This is a genomic window from Atribacterota bacterium, assembly GCA_028717805.1.
Lineage (GTDB): Bacteria > Atribacterota > Phoenicimicrobiia > Phoenicimicrobiales > Stramentimicrobiaceae > Stramentimicrobium.
In genome coordinates this window covers 1-18,764 of the sequence record JAQUNC010000041.1, presented here as the reverse complement: position 1 = coordinate 18,764, position 18,764 = coordinate 1, and the positions used below count along the sequence as shown (strand labels likewise).

General features: G+C 36.0%; 17 protein-coding genes and 1 pseudogene. All 18 read right to left on the bottom strand.

Annotated elements, in window-relative coordinates:
* Positions 1-766: 766 nt before the first annotated feature.
* Positions 767-1,810, bottom strand: coding sequence for a galactose mutarotase (locus PHD84_08820; GenBank protein MDD5637900.1), 1,044 nt, complete (start codon positions 1,808-1,810; stop codon positions 767-769).
* 123 nt (positions 1,811-1,933) lie between these two features.
* Positions 1,934-2,620, bottom strand: coding sequence for a phosphoribosylaminoimidazolesuccinocarboxamide synthase (locus PHD84_08815; GenBank protein MDD5637899.1), 687 nt, complete (start codon positions 2,618-2,620; stop codon positions 1,934-1,936).
* Positions 2,621-2,784: 164 nt separating this feature from the next.
* The gene (locus PHD84_08810) at positions 2,785-3,084 is read right to left on the bottom strand and encodes an RNA-binding protein (GenBank protein ID MDD5637898.1); all 300 of its coding nucleotides are present in this window, start codon (positions 3,082-3,084) and stop codon (positions 2,785-2,787) included.
* A gap of 472 nt (positions 3,085-3,556) precedes the next feature.
* Positions 3,557-4,228: a hypothetical protein gene (locus PHD84_08805; protein MDD5637897.1), complete on the bottom strand. Its 672-nt coding sequence runs from the start codon at positions 4,226-4,228 to the stop codon at positions 3,557-3,559.
* Positions 4,192-4,608 carry a hypothetical protein gene (locus tag PHD84_08800; GenBank protein ID MDD5637896.1) on the bottom strand — a complete coding sequence of 139 codons (417 nt, stop codon included), beginning with the start codon at positions 4,606-4,608 and terminating at the stop codon, positions 4,192-4,194. The genes PHD84_08805 and PHD84_08800 overlap by 37 nt, the downstream gene beginning before the upstream one ends.
* A gap of 226 nt (positions 4,609-4,834) precedes the next feature.
* Positions 4,835-5,386: a hypothetical protein gene (locus tag PHD84_08795; protein MDD5637895.1), complete on the bottom strand. Its 552-nt coding sequence runs from the start codon at positions 5,384-5,386 to the stop codon at positions 4,835-4,837.
* Between the two features lie 12 nt (positions 5,387-5,398).
* A complete protein-coding gene (locus PHD84_08790; protein ID MDD5637894.1) occupies positions 5,399-5,719 on the bottom strand; it encodes a hypothetical protein in 321 nt (106 codons plus the stop codon).
* A gap of 323 nt (positions 5,720-6,042) precedes the next feature.
* Positions 6,043-6,627 (bottom strand): flavodoxin family protein, encoded by a 585-nt coding sequence (locus PHD84_08785; GenBank protein ID MDD5637893.1) that lies wholly within the window; start codon positions 6,625-6,627, stop codon positions 6,043-6,045.
* Positions 6,628-6,749: 122 nt separating this feature from the next.
* Positions 6,750-8,825 (bottom strand): formate dehydrogenase subunit alpha, encoded by a 2,076-nt coding sequence (gene fdhF, locus PHD84_08780; GenBank protein ID MDD5637892.1) that lies wholly within the window; start codon positions 8,823-8,825, stop codon positions 6,750-6,752.
* Between the two features lie 9 nt (positions 8,826-8,834).
* Positions 8,835-9,716 carry a CoB--CoM heterodisulfide reductase iron-sulfur subunit B family protein gene (locus PHD84_08775; protein MDD5637891.1) on the bottom strand — a complete coding sequence of 294 codons (882 nt, stop codon included), beginning with the start codon at positions 9,714-9,716 and terminating at the stop codon, positions 8,835-8,837.
* Positions 9,716-10,201 (bottom strand): hypothetical protein, encoded by a 486-nt coding sequence (locus tag PHD84_08770; GenBank protein MDD5637890.1) that lies wholly within the window; start codon positions 10,199-10,201, stop codon positions 9,716-9,718. The genes PHD84_08775 and PHD84_08770 overlap by 1 nt, the downstream gene beginning before the upstream one ends.
* A gap of 103 nt (positions 10,202-10,304) precedes the next feature.
* Positions 10,305-11,768, bottom strand: coding sequence for an alpha/beta fold hydrolase (locus PHD84_08765; GenBank protein ID MDD5637889.1), 1,464 nt, complete (start codon positions 11,766-11,768; stop codon positions 10,305-10,307).
* 837 nt (positions 11,769-12,605) lie between these two features.
* Positions 12,606-13,598: an ABC transporter permease gene (locus tag PHD84_08760; GenBank protein ID MDD5637888.1), complete on the bottom strand. Its 993-nt coding sequence runs from the start codon at positions 13,596-13,598 to the stop codon at positions 12,606-12,608.
* A 23-nt stretch (positions 13,599-13,621) separates the two neighbouring features.
* Positions 13,622-15,145 (bottom strand): sugar ABC transporter ATP-binding protein, encoded by a 1,524-nt coding sequence (locus PHD84_08755; GenBank protein ID MDD5637887.1) that lies wholly within the window; start codon positions 15,143-15,145, stop codon positions 13,622-13,624.
* A 388-nt stretch (positions 15,146-15,533) separates the two neighbouring features.
* Positions 15,534-16,491 (bottom strand): annotated as a pseudogene (locus PHD84_08750) (ABC transporter substrate-binding protein).
* 148 nt (positions 16,492-16,639) lie between these two features.
* Positions 16,640-16,849 (bottom strand): hypothetical protein, encoded by a 210-nt coding sequence (locus PHD84_08745; protein MDD5637886.1) that lies wholly within the window; start codon positions 16,847-16,849, stop codon positions 16,640-16,642.
* Between the two features lie 279 nt (positions 16,850-17,128).
* On the bottom strand, positions 17,129-17,863 hold the full coding sequence (locus PHD84_08740) for an SIMPL domain-containing protein (GenBank protein ID MDD5637885.1): 735 nt from the start codon (positions 17,861-17,863) through the stop codon (positions 17,129-17,131).
* A gap of 22 nt (positions 17,864-17,885) precedes the next feature.
* Complete coding sequence (msrA, locus tag PHD84_08735; GenBank protein MDD5637884.1) at positions 17,886-18,425, bottom strand: peptide-methionine (S)-S-oxide reductase MsrA; 540 nt, start codon at positions 18,423-18,425, stop codon at positions 17,886-17,888.
* Positions 18,426-18,764 lie beyond the last annotated feature (339 nt).

Here is an 18,764-nt window from a genome sequence, read left to right as displayed (position 1 = left end):
TTCTGCAAGAGGTGAGAAATGCTCTGGTTGGTAAACTCATTCAGTCGGATGAGATCAGGGGAAGCTATATATCCTTTGACTCAACCAATATTCCGGTCAAGGTAAAAGAGAACAACCTCAAGACTTCTATTAGAAGCCGGTTCAAGAAGAATAGGATAGCAAAATGCTTTATCTGAATTACCCATCATAGAAGAAATCAGACCGGTTAATTTAGTAGACAGTCGGATGATAATCCCTCACTATTGGTTACCTTAACTATTGCCATAACAGGAAATAAAGATAAGATTCGCTTTGCGAAATCTTTTCTTCCAAACATATATTTTTAAAGAGCAAATTTTCTGAAAGACTGTTTATCTATTTGTTATTTACAAATTCGCATTTTAATTCAGGATTATTTTTATAAGGGCATATGTTATTATCAATATTTTCTTCTTAGCTTGACTATTTCCCAGAAATATCCTTTGGGCAGAAACTGGGATAAAAATTTATTTGATTATTTTTATTGGTAAGATGGTTTAAAAAGTAAATATATTAAAAATATTAAAGTAAAAATAGGTAATTACTCAGGATTATCTTCTGTAGGTAATAAACATTTTATTTAAATAAACATATACGGACAACCGTACAACTATTATAATTTTCTTTTATAGTGTTGTCAATACTTTTTAAAATATTCCAATAAAAAAATAATAATTTTCTATCTGAACATTAATTTTTTACATAATAATGGAAAAGTATTTTGTTAGTTTATTATTTCAACATATTTTTATTGGATTGAAAAATGGTAAGTGGTGATATGGTGGTATACGTTTTCGGGATATAAAATTGGGGAGATAAAGCCAGGTTCATTTATTGCATTGGGGAAATATTCTGTTTCCAGGCATAAACCGCCATATTTCTGAAATAATACTCCTTCGGCACTCCTGATATCTTCCAGCATATTTCCAGAATAAAATTGAATTCCTGGTTTGGTAGTTAAGATTTTCATAGTTCGTCCGCTTTCTGGTTCATGAAGTATTGCAGCCAGCTTTAGTTGATGGTTTAATGATTTTAATACAAAACAATGATCATAACCACCCTTAAGTTCCATAAAATTTCTACCAATTAATTTTGTCTTTGTAAAATCCAGGGGTGTGTCATGGACACTCTTGATTTCTCCAGTTGGAATTAAATTATTATCAACCGGTAGGTATTCATCAGACTTTATGGTTAACTGGTGATTCATAACTGTACCAGAACCTGCACCAGCTAAATTCCAATAAGTGTGATTGGTTAGATTTATTATAGTGGGTTTATCAGTGCGGGCAAAATATTCTATTTTTAATTCATTATCTTCATTTAAGCTATAGTGGGCTTCTACTTCTAGATTTCCAGGGTATCCTTCTTCTCCATCCGGGCTGAGATAGGATAATCTTACTCCTGCTAAATTAACTTCCTCAATGCCTTCTGCCTGCCAGATTACTTTATCAAATCCTTTATTACCGCCATGAAGATGATTTAATCCCTTCTCATTACAGGCAAGATGGTATCTTACTCCGTCCAGCTGGAAAATTCCACCAGCAATACGATTGGCAAAACGACCAACAGTAGCACCAAAATAATAGTTATTGGTTAAATATTGTGGCAAATTATCAAATCCCAGGGTGATTTCTTTAATATTACCTTTCCTATCCGGCATCTTAAGTGAAATAAGATTACTCCCCAGAGTAATTATGTTAGCAGTAATGCCACTGGAGTTTTCAATAATAAACCTTCCTACTTTTTCTCCTTCCGGAGTTGTTCCAAATAAATCTGACTTTATATTTACCATCTATTTATAGACCTTGGAATACCTTTTATTCTATATTATATAACATAATTGTTAAATTATTTATTTGGTTAAATATTTTTTATTAAATCTTAAAAAAACTGATTTCAAATTTTAATGCCTGAATTAAGAATTTGTTAACAATTCTTCCAGCTCCAGTGGTTCTAAATATTTCCCATCTTTAAAAGCCCTCATATTGCCCCCAGAAATTTCGTCAATCAAAATTAATTGCATATTATCCTTTGCTCTGCCAAATTCAAGTTTAATATCATATAGCTCTATTCCCTTGCTGGCTAATTCCTCTTTTATTATCTTTCCAATCTTTCTGGAAAGTTCTTTTAATATTCTATATTCTTCTTTAGAAAGTATCCCCAGTATCTGCAGGGTATCTTCTGTAATTAAAGGGTCATTTCTGGCATCATCTTTCAAGGTAAACTCTACTAGTGCATCTAAAGGGCTGCCCTCTTTGATATATTCTCCATAACGACGGAAGAAACTGCCTACCGCTCTATACCGACAGATGACCTCCAGTCCTTTCCCAAATACTGCTGCTGATTTTACCACCATAGTATTTTGCTTAAGATTAGCCTCTATATAGTGAGTTGGTATATCTTTCTGTTTCAGTATTTCGAAGAAGAATCTGGTCAATCTTAAGGCAGCTTTTCCGGCACCCGCTATAGTTAAGCCAATGGTATTTGCACCCGGATCAAATACTCCATTTTCACCGGTTACATCATCTTTAAACTTTAATAGATAATTTCCATCTTCTAATATATATACATCTTTTGTTTTTCCTCGATAGATGAGCTTCATATAGTATTTCCTTCCTTGTTTTCCTTTTTAAACATATTTTATCGTAATATTTCCACCAAAGCAAACAGGGTAAGCAAAGCAAACAGGAAGCAAACAGGGGACGGTTCTTTGTTTTAGAAACAAAGAACCGTCCCCTGTTTAACTTTATCTATTCTAACTATAAGTTAAAAACGTCTTCTGTTATCATGGTAATCACGTCTGCTTCGATTATCACTAAATTCTCTTCTGGGTTTTTGTGGTCTGGCTTCATCAATCTTTAAAGGCCGACCAGCAAATTCGGTATTATTCAAAGCATCCATCGCTGATTGTGCTTCTTCCGATGAAGACATTTCTACAAATCCAAAGCCTTTGCCTTCAATGATGTTAACACTATTAACAGTACCCTGATTAGCAAAAAGTTCTTCCAGTTGCTCATTAGTTACAGAATAGCTTAGATTTCCTACGTAAAGTTTACTACCTTGCATGCCCTTACCTCCTTTTTTATTTATTTTATTTTTTCAGTAACATTAAATTTTGAGGCACCGCATCACAAGATAGTAACCAAATCTCTCTATTTAATATATTACTGTGGAACAATCCTTTTTTATCAGGCTGTTCCTTCAATGTTATAAACTATTCATCTATAACATTTGCACCTACTTATTAGGTGACATCTCATTATACATCAATAATCAATAATGTCAAATAAATTTTATAATTTTATTGCCAGCGGGCAACAACCTTGTATTGGGTTCCAATGATATCTGACTCCTCTTCATAAACATATTCTGCATTTTGATCTGAGGCATCAAGGTGAATGGGTACACCCATGAAAACAACTGGGTCCCATTCATGACAACTAAGGCATTGCGGCCATTCCTTTTCATCAGAACAAATATCAAAAGTGAGAGCTGCAGATTCATCAATAAAAACCTTAAAGGTATAGATATTATTACCTCAGATGGACCCTTCGACAACGCCTGTGAAGGCAGGGCATTTCTTGTTTTCAATCCATCCAGATCCACATGAATCATCTAATTTCACCCAGCAATCCTGGATTCCATTCGCATATCCTTTAAGAGAACGCACTTTCATTCCGAATTGTTCTTCCTCAAAAACCTCCAGGCAGGCTTTATAATGTATCTTACCGCCCCACTGCAGAACACCACCGTCGCTGAAACGATCTGGATCAGTCTGGTAGGTACAATCTATCTCACCACATTTTCCGACATTCACCTGAACGGTCTTGGAAATCGTACTCTGGTTGGATTTCCCCCGACAGCTATCATAAGTAGCTTTAATCTCAATTGTTCCTTTGTCCGTTGCATGAAGCATTGCTTTGGCAATCATGACCTGTGTTAAAATGATATTATCCTGATTCAAAAAATGACCTGAATCCCATATTTTTTCCAGTTTATCAGGAGTTAATTCGGGTAGCTCCAGCTCTCTGTGACCCGAAATGACCTCAAGAATGACCGGCTCACCAAGACACATTTGATAACCACAATCCAGGTACACTTTTACAGGTATACATTCTCCAACCAGCATGCCTTTTTTCTCTGGTTCAATCCTTAACACCGGTTCGGTACATCTTACAAATCCGTATACTTTAAAATCATAGGCTTCCAACCCCTCCAAGGCATTATGAGCATCTGGGATAGAAATTCAAACCTCTCCAGCTCAATTAGCTCACCTGTAGTCTCACCAATCGTTCCGGACAGCGTGCAATGCTGCCCACCATAGTCACTTGTTATACAATATCCATCCAAAAATCTGCCTGTTCCTTCCATGAACTCTGCATCCCACCAGGAAAGAGTACCCTTGTATCCCACAATCTTCTTGTATTGACCTTCATGAAATATTATGACTGGGATTGGTTGGTTTGTTTCATACCAATGAAGACAGTTTTGCAGAGTTGTCGATGGAGAATTATTATCAATGGTAGGTTTATCCAGAGGATCAGACCCATCTGCTTGACTAGCAAGGGTACTAAGATCATTGATCAACATTAAAAAAATAACATAAACATGAAAAAAGTAATCTTTTTAGGAGTCGGAAAAAATATCCTGACCATAGCCATTTTTTCTCCTTTCCTAATAAGGAAAATGAAACAACGATAGAATTATTTTTTAATTCTATGAAGCAAATAAATGTAGTGCTGGGTCAAAATAATAATCCTGTATTATTTTTACTATCTTTTCTGAAAGAAATAAAGGGGGATAAACCCCCTATATTCTATTTCAATTTCGTCCCATCGAAAAGATCATCCGTAAGACCGACATTAATTTTGATATCTGTGGTCTCTATGGTGAAAGAACCCATCCCTGACATCATGGATTGCATCATTTGCATGGTCTGCTCTGAATTCTTCCGGTCTTCTGCGCTCATTCCAGATGTATCAATCTCAGTATTAGTTTTCATAACTAACTGAAAAGGATGAAGCATGGAACCAACCTGCCGATAATCTTTGAAGTCAGTTGTGGTGGTGGTGTTCATGACCATCTTTTCAGAACTAGCATTCATAATCATTACCATGCGTAAAGGCATCCAGGTCTTGCTGCTGATCCATAACTTTCCAGATACTTTCTGTAGTCCATCTTGTTGCACCGATGACGCTTGTACCTGCTGACTTCCCATGACCTGTAAAGCATTATCAATCTGCAATACATAGGCTTTTTCGCCTTCGATTATTTCTTCTCCTAGGTATTTTGTCTTGACTAAATCAATATTCTTCCAGAATTGTGCTGGATTACCCTCTGCTAATTTACTTTCAACTTTTCCGGTCATATAATTTGGAGCTCAACTGTACTTTCCATCATAAACGGAAACCATGGACATTCCCATGGCTTCTGATTCGGTACGCATTTTATAAATTTCTTCACCTTCTACCCTGGCTCTTTTATAATATATTTTTGCTTCTCCAGTCATGGCAGCTATCCCTCCAGTAGGCTTCTGAACAACTATGTAATCATTAATATCTGCCATTTGCTTCTCATATGCCTTTTGCATATTACTGACGATTTCCTGTACACTGATAGCCGCCAGACCAGTAGAACAGAAAAATAGGATAAAACCAACCACTAAAATGTCAATAAATATCTTTTGATTTCTTCTTATCATTTGATTCCTCCCGATTCTTAAATATGAATTTCTTTTCTACCTGCCTAATACGTCTCAATCTTTTTCCTTAAAAATAGTATTTGAACAATATGATAATAAACATCATGTATTCAGCAATCAATTGGTGCCGATAATCACATCTTCCCAGATACACCTTTGCCGGTGTTTGAGATAAAACCTAAGAAGTGTGCTGGTGAAGTAGTTTCTATAATTGTACAACTCCCTGAATAATTTGACAATATGATGTTTTTACCTCTCTTAACAAAAAAATAATCATTCAAAAGATCAGGTTAATCCGGGGAGACATCATGTTAGAGTAAAACTTATGATCGTCCCAGGGATACCCCTGACTGAAAAGCTTTCTCAAGTATTTTTTTCTGTTTTCTGGCGCCTTTTCCAAAATCCGATTTCAGAACAACCAGATTGTCTACCAGCTCAACATTTGCAAAATATTTACTCCAAATTTTCATAGAAACAAGAGCGTGTTCAGGATTTGTAGATATATTGGCTACCCAGATAAAGATTCCTTTTTTACTTTTTTTTAATCTGGATTTAAATTGAAGTTTTCCATCTGGCAGGGTAATCATCTCTGCCAGGCAATTAGAACGGTCTATGAGCAATTTCAACTGTGCACTTATAGAACCAAAATAGGCTGGAGCACCAATAATTAAGGCATCAGCACTTACCAGAACCTGGTATATTTTGTCCATTCCATCATGGTAAAAGCAATATTCAGGGGCAGGAAATTTAACACAAGCTTGACAGGGCATAATCTCTAAATCATTGAGGTATATTTTTTCTGTTTCTGCACCGGCTGATATAGCTCCTTCCAAGGCCTTTGTCACCAGAGTATCAGTATTCATTCCCTTTCGTGGGCTTCCCACAATTCCCACTACTTTTAAAGTCATATTTTACTCACCCCTTTTGATTTACTTTCGTTACCCAGGATATTTCAAATTATTTTTCGCTTACTCGCCATCTTCCCTCACTTCTTTCTCTGATATTATAATCACTTGCCTACTGTCCCTATCTATGTTATTTTATCAATTCTGGCAGCACAAACCTTTAATTCAGGAATCTTTGCCACCGGATCTAAGGCAGCATTAGTCAGGATATTAGCGGCAGCTTCTTCAAAATGAAAGGGAATAAAGATTAATCCAATGCTGACTTTATGGGTAACCCGGGCTTTAATTTTAATTTCCCCTCTTCTGGTTACTACTTTTATCATTTCATTATCATTAATTTGTAATTTTTTGGCATCTTCCTGGGAAATTTCTACATATCCTTCCGGTACTCGTTCATTTAAAGTCTTTGACCTTCTACTCATAGTTCCAGTATGAAAATGCCACAAGGTTCTTCCGGTAGAAAGGACAAAAGGATACTCTTTATCAGGAAGTTCAGCAGGTTCTCTAAAGGGTACGGGATGAAAATACCCTTTTCCTCTACTAAACTTTCCATCTTTATGCAGATAAACAGTTCCCGAATGAGAAATATCAGGACAAGGCCATTGCAGGCCTACCTCATTTTGCTGCAAGCGTTCCCAGGTAATTCCTCTATAGATAGGGGTGGTACGATTAATTTCAGATAATATTTCCCCGGCATGTTGATAGTTTAATCCTGAGTAACCCATTTCCTGTGCCAGCAGTGAAATTATTTGCCAGTCTGGTTTACTATTACCAACTGGTTCTATGGCTTTGCGCACCATCTGTACCCTTCTTTCTGTACTGGTAAAAGTACCTTCTTTTTCGGCAAAAGAGGCTGCAGGTAAAACCACTCTAGCTAATTTAGCTGTGGGAGTCATAAAAATATCCTGTACGATTAAAAATGTTTTTTGCAACGCTGCTCGAACATGGTTACTGTCCGGGTCGCTCATCAAAGGATTTTCTCCCATTACATAAAGCATTTTTAATTCTCCCTTATAAGCAGCATTAATCATTTCCACTACAGTCAGTCCTACCTGATCATCCATTTCCTGATCATCTATTCCCCATTCCAACGCAAACTTTTTACGAATTACTTTATCGGTTACCGACTGGTAGCCGGTAAAAACATTAGGCAAAGCACCCATATCACAGGCACCCTGGACATTATTCTGACCACGTAGAGGATTTACTCCAGTAGCCCATTTACCAACATTGCCACAGAGCATTTGTAAATTTGCCGTACTCTTTACATTATCAACTCCACTGGTATGCTGAGTAATACCCATAGAATAAATCAAATAGGTGGTTTCAGCATTACCTATCATGCGAGCGGCCTTTATTATTTTATCTTTAGGTACACCAGTAATATTTGCAGCTTTCTCGGGAGTCATTTTCATTATTTCTTCCTGGAAGGCATCAAAATTTTCACAATTTTGTGTTATGAACTTCTCGTCATAAAGCTTTTCCTGGATAATCACATTCATTATTCCATTCAATAAAGCTACATCCGTGCCGGGATGATGATTCAAGGCAATTCCCTCGTTATCTTCAGCCAATTCAGATAATGGTATGGTACGTGGATCGGCAACGATTAATTTTGCTCCTTTTTTTAATGCCTCCAATATTCTGGCTCCAATTAAGGGATGTTGCTCATTGGTGTTTGAACCAATAATAAAAACAACCTGGGCATCAATAATCTCATCAATAGAGTTGGTCATAGCACCTGAACCAAAAGCTGCTCCCAAACCAACTACTGTTGATGAATGACATAACCGGGCACAATGGTCAATATTATTATTTTTCAGAACCGCTCGGGCAAATTTTTGCATAACATAATTTTCTTCATTAGTACACTTTGCTGAACTAAGACATCCTATTGCTCTTCTATTGGCAGAATTTTCACTCATAATTTTTTTAAAATGGGTGGTTATATGACTTATTGCTTCTTTCCAGCTTACTTTTTGCCAATCCCCATGCTCATTTTTTATTAGAGGATCAGTTAAGCGATCTGGATGATTAATGAATTCATGAACATTCCAACCCTTAATGCATAATTTGCCTTTTCCTGGATTAAATTCTGGAGGCATAACCGGTTTTGTATCTACTACTTTTCCCTCTTTGGTCTTTAACCATAATTGACAACCAGTTCCGCAATACACACAAGTAGTTTTAACTTTTTCCATACTTTCCTCCTATATCTTTTCCTCAACTGGTATTCTTACCCGATGGAGATTGTAGCCAATTTCTTCAAAAGAACGACCCATTGCCAGTGCTAAAAGTTCAATGGCATACAATACTGGAATAGGTTTTTCTTTCAATCGGGGATTGTCTCGAGAAAGCATAAATTGACCAAAATCGAATTGATTGAAACAGGCCGGACAGGCCGTACTGATAATCTGGGCTCCGGAAAGCTGTACATCAATCAATTTATTTTGAATACATTGATTGGAGGCTTCTTTATCTCCAGCCAAACTCAGAGATATACCACAGCAATCTGACTTGGTTAGATAATCAACCGGGGTTGCACCCAAGGCAGCAATAAATTTATCGTAAAATTCCGGATCCACTGGATTATCAAATTTTAATATTTCATTGGGCATTAGTAGATGACATCCTGGATGACCGGCAACTTTAAGACCAGTCAAAGGAATCCTAATCATTTTTTTTAGATTATCTAATCCAATGTCTTCTTTTAAGACCTGTAAAAAATGTTTTATCTTGACAGTGCCCTGAAACTCTCTTCCGATTTCTTTTAATGCTTCATTTACCTTTCTTCTTAGTTCAGAATTGTTTTTCATTTTATAATTTACGATGGCTAAAGTATTTTCACATCCATTGCATAAAGTCATAATATCTAACTTCTTTTCTTCAGCAATGGCAATATTTCTGGCAGCGGAAGCCATCCAGAAATATTGACTGGTCCCCTGTAGTCTTATAGGATCAGGACAACAGGTGAATTCATCTGATTCTATTAAATTAATCCCTATTTCTGGTAAAATATCCAAGGCTAATTTTTCCACATTTGGTAAACTGGCTGGTATGGTACATCCTTTAAAAAACAGATAGCTTATCATTATTTTTGATCCTCTTTCTTTTTTAAACCAGTTTTTTCAGCTAATATATTAATTTCCTGCACTGATTTTTTGTTTTTCTCCATATCTTTCAATCCTGCTCTCTTGCGAGCTAAATTAGTAAATTTAATGCCATAAACAGTCCCTTCCTGCAGAAGCTGGTCTACCAATCGATATACCATTTCCGGGGCATAACCTTCTTGGTAAGATTTTTCCTTTAAATTGGTAAAGGCTTCGGTAGGATTAGTATCCTGTGGACAGGTGATAACACATTTTTCGCAGGCACAACACATCCAGACATCATTCAAAGCCTCCGGCTTTTCTGCTTCAAAAAGCTGAGTTATAAAGGAATTTTCCAGGTTATACTTTTTTACATTTTGAGTAATAGGACAAAACTTGGAACAGGTAGAACACTTGAAGCAAACCTCAATTGCTTTATTTTTTTCCAAAATTTCATTTTTTTCATATTTTAAGCGTAGTACTTTCATGTTTCTCTCCCGTTAAATGGAATTATTTTTAATTTTAAATGAATATATTAACTAATTTAGTCTCAATTAACTATTTATATTATATGTTATATTATATGCTGTTTTATTCTAAATCAAGGGTAGGCACTAGAATCCAATCACTAATTAATTTTAACACATCTGGTGATATTGTCTCCTCAATCCTGGCATATTCATCAGGTGATCCGGTATCAGCAGTCTGAAATAGATGATTAAGTCCAGCTAATTCTCTAATCACAAAATCACTGTTACCTCCAGCTATCAAAGCCTCTTCTATTGCGCTAAGGTTTTCAGCTGGTGGCACCTGTAAATCGTTTCCTCCATTTATGGCCAGTACAGGGCATTTAACCTTACTCAAAGCCGGTTTAGGATCATAAATTAGGAAATATTTGAACCAGGGAGATAATAAACTTTGCAATTGGGCATTAAAATATACTTCGGCATCACCAATTCTATCCTTTTCTTCTTCATTTAATTCGTTAAAGTAATCTGTAAATATCTGATAAAGTTCTTTTACTAATATCTCCTCATCTTCTCCTTCCTTGATCAGAGAATAGATTGTTTCATTATAGCGCTGATTCCGAATTATTTCTTCTTCGCTTGCACCCATTACTCTGGAGATTAAAGCGCTTTGTAAATATAAAATCTCCTCACCGATTAATCCCGTCCCTGCCATTAAGACTATAAAGGCAACATCCGATGATTGTACAGCAACCATGGGAGCAATTAAACCACCTTCGCTATGACCAAGGAGCCCGATTTGTTGCGAATTAACTTCTTTTCTGGTTTTAAGATAGACAATACCAGCCAGTACATCTGAGGCGAAATCTTCACTGGTAGCCTGAGTAAAGTCTCCGGTAGATTCTCCCACTCCCCTATCATCAAATCTGAGAACAGCAATACCCTGACGGGTTAAATAATCAGCCAGCACTAAAAAGGGACGATGACCGGCAATGGTTTCATTTCTATCCTGAGGTCCAGATCCGCTGATTAATATGACTGCTGGAAATGGTCCTTCTCCCTCTGGCAAGGTTAAGGTTCCAGCCAGAGTTATTTTTGCTTCCTGGTTATCATATTTAACTTCTTCTTCAATATAGGGATAGGGTTTTTCCGGTTCCTGTGATCTTCTTATTTCTATAGGCTTTTCTATCCGTTGAAGCAAAAGGGGGAAGGATGCTCCAGATTGTTGCCAGGCACCTTCAACTATTGAAAAATCATCACTTACTTTCCCTTCGAAAAATCCGCCTATAGATTTTACTTCCAGGCGTACAAAGTGGTCTTTAAAATTAACTTCATCAACTGGTATCCCGGTTATCCCTTGATCGGGGCTATCCATGGTAGCAATTAATTCCTCTTCAGTAATTTTAGTTATCCTGTAAACAATCCTGAGCTCAGCTCCCGGAACTTGAAGTTTGCCTTCCCAAATACCTTCTATTCCAGTTATTTCCTGTGGAGCATTACTCGGTTGTTGAGCTGAAACTATGAGAATAAATCCGCTTAAAGAAAAAAAGATAAATAAAGCTAACATACTACATAGGATTTTATTCATTTTTTGTCTAATCTCCTATTTTGATCTTAAATTTTTTCCTGTAGTAACTCAATGTGATTATCCATTTTTACCTTCATCGGGATTATTAGCATTCCCGATTAATCTTGGTTAAAGTAAGATTCTAGATAAACCTTGCTGATCTCACTGGTAATAGTTAACCACACTAACTGTTTTCGGTCAAGAAAATTTGATAGGCTTTTTCTTCTAAATTAGCTATCTTCCTTATTGTTTCACCGTATCTTGTTCTCTCCTGCTTGATAATATAATTATACCGCTTAATAATCAATTCCCCTGAATTTTTAAATAATCAAGCAGCCGGTGTCCATTTTCTATTATTATATTTCTTACCTAATTTTTCTAATATATTTGCCTATTAAAAACGTAGTTCAATACATTCCTTTAAGTCTTCAGGAATAAGGGGGCAGAGACATACCAGCATAAGCAATCATGGCTGAAAGTATTCTTTGCTACTGTATTTATATATTTCTTGAGACAATTTGCGCATTGCGGTATACCGAATATATGAGTAGGTGGATTTATTATTCTCTCTGCCTTTTGTCTAAATACTTTTTCTACCAATTCCAGTTCATCCAGCAAGTTTAGCCCTATGTTTCATTTAGAATTATAGAATCTAGAATCTGGAAATTTCTTTTACTATAAGTACTATAGGAAGATTTTTATTTTTCCGGGAAATGTTCTTTTTAATGAAGGATAAGATTTCCATTAAAATCAGCATTTTCCTTAATAATCAGCTTTCACTTTTTATTTAAATTATTTGTAGAAACATTTAGATACTGGGTACTTTCTCTTACCAAAGGTGAGAAGATATTTTTCCCTTTATAATTGCGTACCCTTACGAAGAATATCCAGATATACGGCAAAAATAACTATAAAACCAGTAACAACTATTTGCCACTCTTGTGGAACTGACATGATACGCAAGCCATTGGTAAGGGTGCTAATGATAAATGCGCCTATTATAGTCCCCATTATGGTGCCCTCTCCACCCCTTAATGAAGTTCCACCGATAACTGCTGCGGCAATGGCATCTAACTCATAACCCAGTCCCAGGGAGGGTTGGGCAGAATTAAGCCGAGAGGCTATTACCACCCCAGCAATCCCAATAAACAAACCTGCAGTTGTATAAATAAGGGTCTTCCAGAAAATTACATTAACACCAGATAATCGCACTGCCTTTTCATTGCTTCCAATTGCATAACAGTATCTTCCCAGAATTGTCTTGGAAAGAATAAGACTGGCCACAATTGCAGAACCAAATAAGATTAAAACAGCATTAGGAACATCAAATCCTGGAATCACTGAACCCAGAATGGAACCCATAGCAATACCACTAACCGACTTTTCCAGGGCAAAATAAATTGGACTAAGCTTTGAAATAACCAGAGAAAATCCTCTGGCCATATTTAACATACCCAATGTAGCTACAAATGGTGGTATGTTAAATTTAGATACTAATATAACATTAGTAGAACCAGCTATACATCCGGTCAATATCCCTGCTATAACCCCTAAAGGAACAGGTAAATCCCAATAAGTAATAAATACACCACTCATTACAGCAGAAAGTGTCATTACCGTTCCAACTGATAAGTCAATTCCACCAGAAATAATAATAAAGGTAACACCGATAGCAAGAAGACCATTAACGGCAGTAGCAATGAGTATTCCAATTATATTACGAAATGTACAGAAATAAGGAGATGCAAAAGAGAAACCAATAAAAATGATAATTAAAGCACCAAAAGCCATTAATCTTTGTATGGCTTCTGAACGGGTATTTCTATCTTTAATTATAGCATCATCTTTCATATTACCAACTTATCCTCATGGTTTTAATTATTTAAAATAACCTTCTCACTATTACGAAGAGTAGCTAATTTCATGATATTCTCCTGTGTTGCTTCCTCATAATTTAACTCACCAGTAATTCGACCTTCACACATTACTACTACACGATGACTCATACGAAGAATTTCCGGTAGTTCAGAAGAAATCATAATAATTGATTTACCTTGCTGAGCTAGTTCATTTAACAACTTATATATCTCGCTTTTTGCTCCTACATCAATCCCCCGTGTAGGTTCATCAAAGATAAGAATATTGGTATCCTTAGCGAGCCACTTGCCTACTACCAATTTTTGTTGGTTTCCGCCAGAAAGATTCTGGACCTTCTGATTTAAGCTGGGAGTTTTTATAGAAAGCTTATCAACCATACGTTTAACGATAGAACGCAATTCAATATTTTTAATCCATCCCAAAAAGCCGGTCAATTTATCTATGATAACCATAGCAATATTAGTTTCTACATCTAATCCCAGGCATAATCCAAATTGTTTTCGATCTTCAGATAAATAGCCAATATCATTTTTTACTGCATCACTTGGACTTTTAATATTAACCTTCTTGCCTTTTACTAAAATTTCCCCGGTATCAAAAGGATCTGCACCAAATATGGCACGGGCTACTTCTGTCCGACCAGCACCTACTAACCCTGCAAAACCTAATATTTCTCCTCGTTTTAAATTGAAGCTAACATTTTTAATCACATCATCTCGACTCAGGTTCTTTACTTCTAAAACTGTTTCCTTACTGGGAACTTTGGGCAATTCGGGAGATGATTCATAAATGACACGGCCAACCATTAATTTTATTATCTGGTCAATGGTAGTATCTTTTGTTTGAACAGTATCTATATATAAGCCGTCACGCATGACTGTAATACGGTCAGTTAACTCTTGGAGTTCCTCTAATCTATGAGAAATGTATATTACTCCAACACCTCTATCCTTGAGCTGACGAATAATACGGAATAGTTCCATTATCTCCACCTGAGCTAATGTAGCAGTAGGTTCATCAAGAATAAGTACTTCAGAATTGAAGGAAAGAGCTTTGGCGATTTCAACCATCTGTTGGTTAGCAACACTCATATTGGCAACTTTTAATCGGGGTTCCAGTTTTAAATGCATCATATCAAAAATTCTTTGGGTTTGCTCGTTCAATGAATTTTCATCCAGAACAATTCTCCATCTTCGAACTGGTTCTCGCCCTATGAATATATTTTGAGCTGCAGTTAAATGAGGCATGAGATCAAGTTCCTGATGTACCATGCTAATCCCGTGAAGCTGTGCTGCTTTAGGATTTGGAATATCTACTTCCTTCCCTTTGTAAACAATGCGTCCGGTATCCTTTGTATAAACTCCAGCCAATATCTTTACTAAGGTAGATTTTCCAGCTCCATTCTCTCCAACCAGAGCATGGACTTCACCTGCTTTTAGTTCAAAACGGCATTTTTTAAGCGCATTTACACCAGGAAATGATTTATCAATTTCTTCCATCAAAAGCAACAATTCACCCATGTTTATTCCCATCTTTTAAATCTTGTTTCGCAGATAGTAAATAAACTCAAATATAGTGCATAACTTGAAGATACTAAGAAAAGAATCCTAAATTTACTTCTTATTCAACACTTTTTCTATATTTTTTTATGCTACTCCTTATCTATTATTATTTAACTAATCTATCCTGGTTAGATTGGCTAATTCCTAAGACTTCAGGTCAAAAACTATTAGCTAATATTTATGGTAAAACCATTTATATGCCCACTACTAACTTCTAAGAATGTAGTTTCTCATAGTTAATAAGCAATTTTTATTATGATAAATAACTACATAATGAGAGGCTGTACATATCTTTCTGGACAGCCTCTCATTTTTTATTTCATTATACTATCAAGAAAATAAATCTCTATTGATAGAGAAGTGCAGTAATATCAGGATCATCAATATTGGTGCTATCATACCAGTGGAATCCGGTATTAATGAATTTAGATAATGGTTCACCTTTAATGGCTTTTATTGCAGCTTCCACGCTTTTGTAACCAATGCCAATGGGATCTTGTGTAATAGCGCCAGCTTGAAGACCAGATTTAATAGCTTCGATTTGCTGTTGGCCAGAGTCATAGCCAATTACTACAAGTTTCCCCTTCATTCCTAATTCCTGAACAGCATTTAAAACACCAATGATGGAACCCTCATTAGCACCAAAGAAGCCTTTGAGATCAGGATTACCTTGAATTATGGCTTTAGCTAAATCTGTTGATCTCAGATGATCTCCACCGCCATATTGAGTGGCAACTATGGTAACATCCGGATATTTTTCATTAATCCTATCAGTAAATCCTTTAACCCTATCAATACCGGTACGGCTAGTTTGGGTCATGAGCTATAATTGCTACTTTACCCGAACCACCAATCAACTCTGCCATTTTATCAGCTGCCAATGCAGCAGCAGCAATATTATCGGTAGCAGCGGTAGTTACGGGAATAGCACTATCAACTCCTGAGTCAAAACCAATTATTGGTATTCCTTTTTCTTTCGCCTGCTCCAGCAGAGGAATGGCTGCTTTTGAGTCAACAGCTGCAAAACATATTGCATCAGGATTTTTATCAATAGCTACTTGAAGCATATCCATTTGTTTATCAACCATTGCTTCACTTTCTGGTCCCTCAAATGTAATTGTCACATTAAAATCTTTAGCTGCCTGTTCAGCTCCTGCTTTAACTGCCAGCCAAAATTGGTGTTGGAAGCCTTTGGAAACAAGAGGAATGTAGAGCTTTTTTTCTTGCGCCACAGAATAAGTAATTAAAAAAGAGACAACAACAGCAATCAACAATAGTGTAATAATGAGTTTTTGCTTTTTCATAATAATAACCTCCTAAAATTATTATTTTTAATATTATCTTATCTATTATTTATTTTTCTGTCAACCTTGTCTATTTAATCTTACCCTAAAGGTTTAAATATATTAGCTGACTATTTTTTATTGAAGACCAAAGCAGGATGTTGTATTACTAGGTTACATCGTCTTGAATTAAATCATACTTCTGGTATTCCCTATTATCAGTAATTTCTTTCAGGGATTGAACAACCTCACACACTTCCTCAAAGTTATTATACAGAGCTACCGGTGCCAAGCGAATTATATTGGGATGACGAAAGTCTGGAATAATAACTTTCTCTTTTAAAGCTTTAATATTTCTTGCTGCTTCAGGATGTTCCACAGCAATATGTCTGCTACATCACTTTTTCTCCAGAGGACTACCTATTTGATAAAAAAAGGGTGGTTCAGTTAAACTATTTTCTTTAATCAAATAAATCAAGTAACTGGTAAGCTGATAGAGGAATTAATTTAGTAATTCTGGTCAAATTATCACAAACAGCTTTTACCGTATTATCTAAGGGGAAGTCATATTGAATAGATACTGATTGATCTGTTTTAACACAATTAATAACCTTGTTGGGGATTATCATGTTGAATTTTACATAATTATACAGTTCTCTTATTGTATTAAAAATTGTGCATGAACAGTTACTTTAATCTCTTTTCTGCGAGAGGCAGTGTTATACATGCCATAGCTTTCTACCTCAGTAGAATAAGGTTCTACAATCTGAAACACACCTGCCTGAGACCAGATCATCTTGCCAGCTTTATGGCCACTTTCCTTTAAAATCATTTCTGCTCTTTCCCGAGCATTCCTAGTAGCCAGCTCCAGCAAATCCTTTCTCAAAGTATCTATCTCGGAGTAGAAATATTCCAGTGATGAAACTTGAAAAAAAATATCCTGGTTTAAAAGCTCATCTGGATTTAAGGCTAATTCTTCAATAACCTCTACTTCTCGAGAGATAGTAAAAAGCGACTGATTTAAGACATAACCTACCACTTCTCCATCTCGGTTCCATCTTTTCTGAGTAGAAATAGGATTGACATTGATATCATCCGACAAAATTCCCTTGTTTTTTAAAATATTAACCAATCGGTCTCTTTTTTCCTGAATATTGCGGTAGCCATCTCGTATATTGGATAGATCAGTATTTTCTTCCAGTATAATATTCCACTTCACAATATCTGACTCAAATCCCTGGGTAGCAGCTCCTAATACCTGAACGAAATCACGGCTGCTTCTGGTTTGATAAAAAAAGACCCCAAAAATTAGAGCAGCTAAAACAATCGATATCCCCAGTATCAGAAAAGCGATCGAAAAATTATAGGATTTAAAATATTTCTCTTCCTCCATTTGCTCTCTCCTTTTATTGCTTCTATCTGGTATACTTTTTAAATGTCTCTTCGTACTTTTTTACTTTAGGTTTGACCACCAGCTGACAGTATCTATTTTCTGGATGATTCTCATAATAGCCTCTATGATACTCTTCTGCCGGATAAAATTTTCGAAAGGGTACAATCTCCGTTACGATAGAATTTTGCCAGATATGGGTATCCTGTAAATATTTTTTTGATATCAGAGCAACTTTTTTCTGTTCTTCATTATGATATAATATTACTGAACGGTATTGTGAGCCAATATCATTACCCTGGCGATTTAAGGTAGTCGGATTATGAATCTGCCAGAAAATTTCTAATATCTCATTATAAGAAATAATTTCAGGATTAAAAAATATCTGTATTGCCTCAGCATGACCAGTGGTATCGGAACAAACCTGCTCATAACTTGGATTATCTAGACCTCCTCCACTATAGCCCGGAATAACTTCTATAATGCCCTTTACTCTTTTATAAATTGCTTCCAGACACCAAAAACAACCACCAGCTAAGGTGGCAACTTCCTTTTTTCCCTGCATTTTAGGTACTTTCCTATTTTATTATTGTTAATTATTAACTATCATAACACAATAGATGTTCAAGTGGAATCTTTCCCCTTGAACATCCCTTTATTAGTATATAGTATACCGTGGTGCATAGTGCGTTACATAGATACAGTATACCATACTAAGTATATTGTATATCGTTAATTTAGTCGTTAGTTAGTCGGTAGTTAGTATTTATTATCTGGTGTAATGCTCCCTATTAAGAGGACACATTTTAAGTTAGTACTTGCTCTTTATTTTTACCATATTCTTGATAATATTGACAAGGAGTTCGATAACCTAGACTCTGATGCGGGAAGTCCTGGTTATAGT

What these genes read in the sequence shown, in the direction of transcription:
- PHD84_08765 (MDD5637889.1), bottom strand. Translation starts at nt 11,768, where the DNA reads ATGAATAAAATCCTATGTAGTATGTTAGCTTTATTTATCTTTTTTTCT.
- PHD84_08820 (MDD5637900.1), bottom strand. Translation starts at nt 1,810, where the DNA reads ATGGTAAATATAAAGTCAGATTTATTTGGAACAACTCCGGAAGGAGAA.
- PHD84_08775 (MDD5637891.1), bottom strand. Translation starts at nt 9,716, where the DNA reads ATGATAAGCTATCTGTTTTTTAAAGGATGTACCATACCAGCCAGTTTA.
- PHD84_08785 (MDD5637893.1), bottom strand. Translation starts at nt 6,627, where the DNA reads ATGACTTTAAAAGTAGTGGGAATTGTGGGAAGCCCACGAAAGGGAATG.
- PHD84_08790 (MDD5637894.1), bottom strand. Translation starts at nt 5,719, where the DNA reads ATGATAAGAAGAAATCAAAAGATATTTATTGACATTTTAGTGGTTGGT.
- PHD84_08770 (MDD5637890.1), bottom strand. Translation starts at nt 10,201, where the DNA reads ATGAAAGTACTACGCTTAAAATATGAAAAAAATGAAATTTTGGAAAAA.
- PHD84_08810 (MDD5637898.1), bottom strand. Translation starts at nt 3,084, where the DNA reads ATGCAAGGTAGTAAACTTTACGTAGGAAATCTAAGCTATTCTGTAACT.
- msrA (MDD5637884.1), bottom strand. Translation starts at nt 18,425, where the DNA reads ATGCAGGGAAAAAAGGAAGTTGCCACCTTAGCTGGTGGTTGTTTTTGG.
- PHD84_08740 (MDD5637885.1), bottom strand. Translation starts at nt 17,863, where the DNA reads ATGGAGGAAGAGAAATATTTTAAATCCTATAATTTTTCGATCGCTTTT.
- PHD84_08755 (MDD5637887.1), bottom strand. Translation starts at nt 15,145, where the DNA reads ATGGGTGAATTGTTGCTTTTGATGGAAGAAATTGATAAATCATTTCCT.
- PHD84_08795 (MDD5637895.1), bottom strand. Translation starts at nt 5,386, where the DNA reads ATGACCGGAAAAGTTGAAAGTAAATTAGCAGAGGGTAATCCAGCACAA.
- fdhF (MDD5637892.1), bottom strand. Translation starts at nt 8,825, where the DNA reads ATGGAAAAAGTTAAAACTACTTGTGTGTATTGCGGAACTGGTTGTCAA.
- PHD84_08815 (MDD5637899.1), bottom strand. Translation starts at nt 2,620, where the DNA reads ATGAAGCTCATCTATCGAGGAAAAACAAAAGATGTATATATATTAGAA.
- PHD84_08800 (MDD5637896.1), bottom strand. Translation starts at nt 4,608, where the DNA reads ATGTTGATCAATGATCTTAGTACCCTTGCTAGTCAAGCAGATGGGTCT.
- PHD84_08760 (MDD5637888.1), bottom strand. Translation starts at nt 13,598, where the DNA reads ATGAAAGATGATGCTATAATTAAAGATAGAAATACCCGTTCAGAAGCC.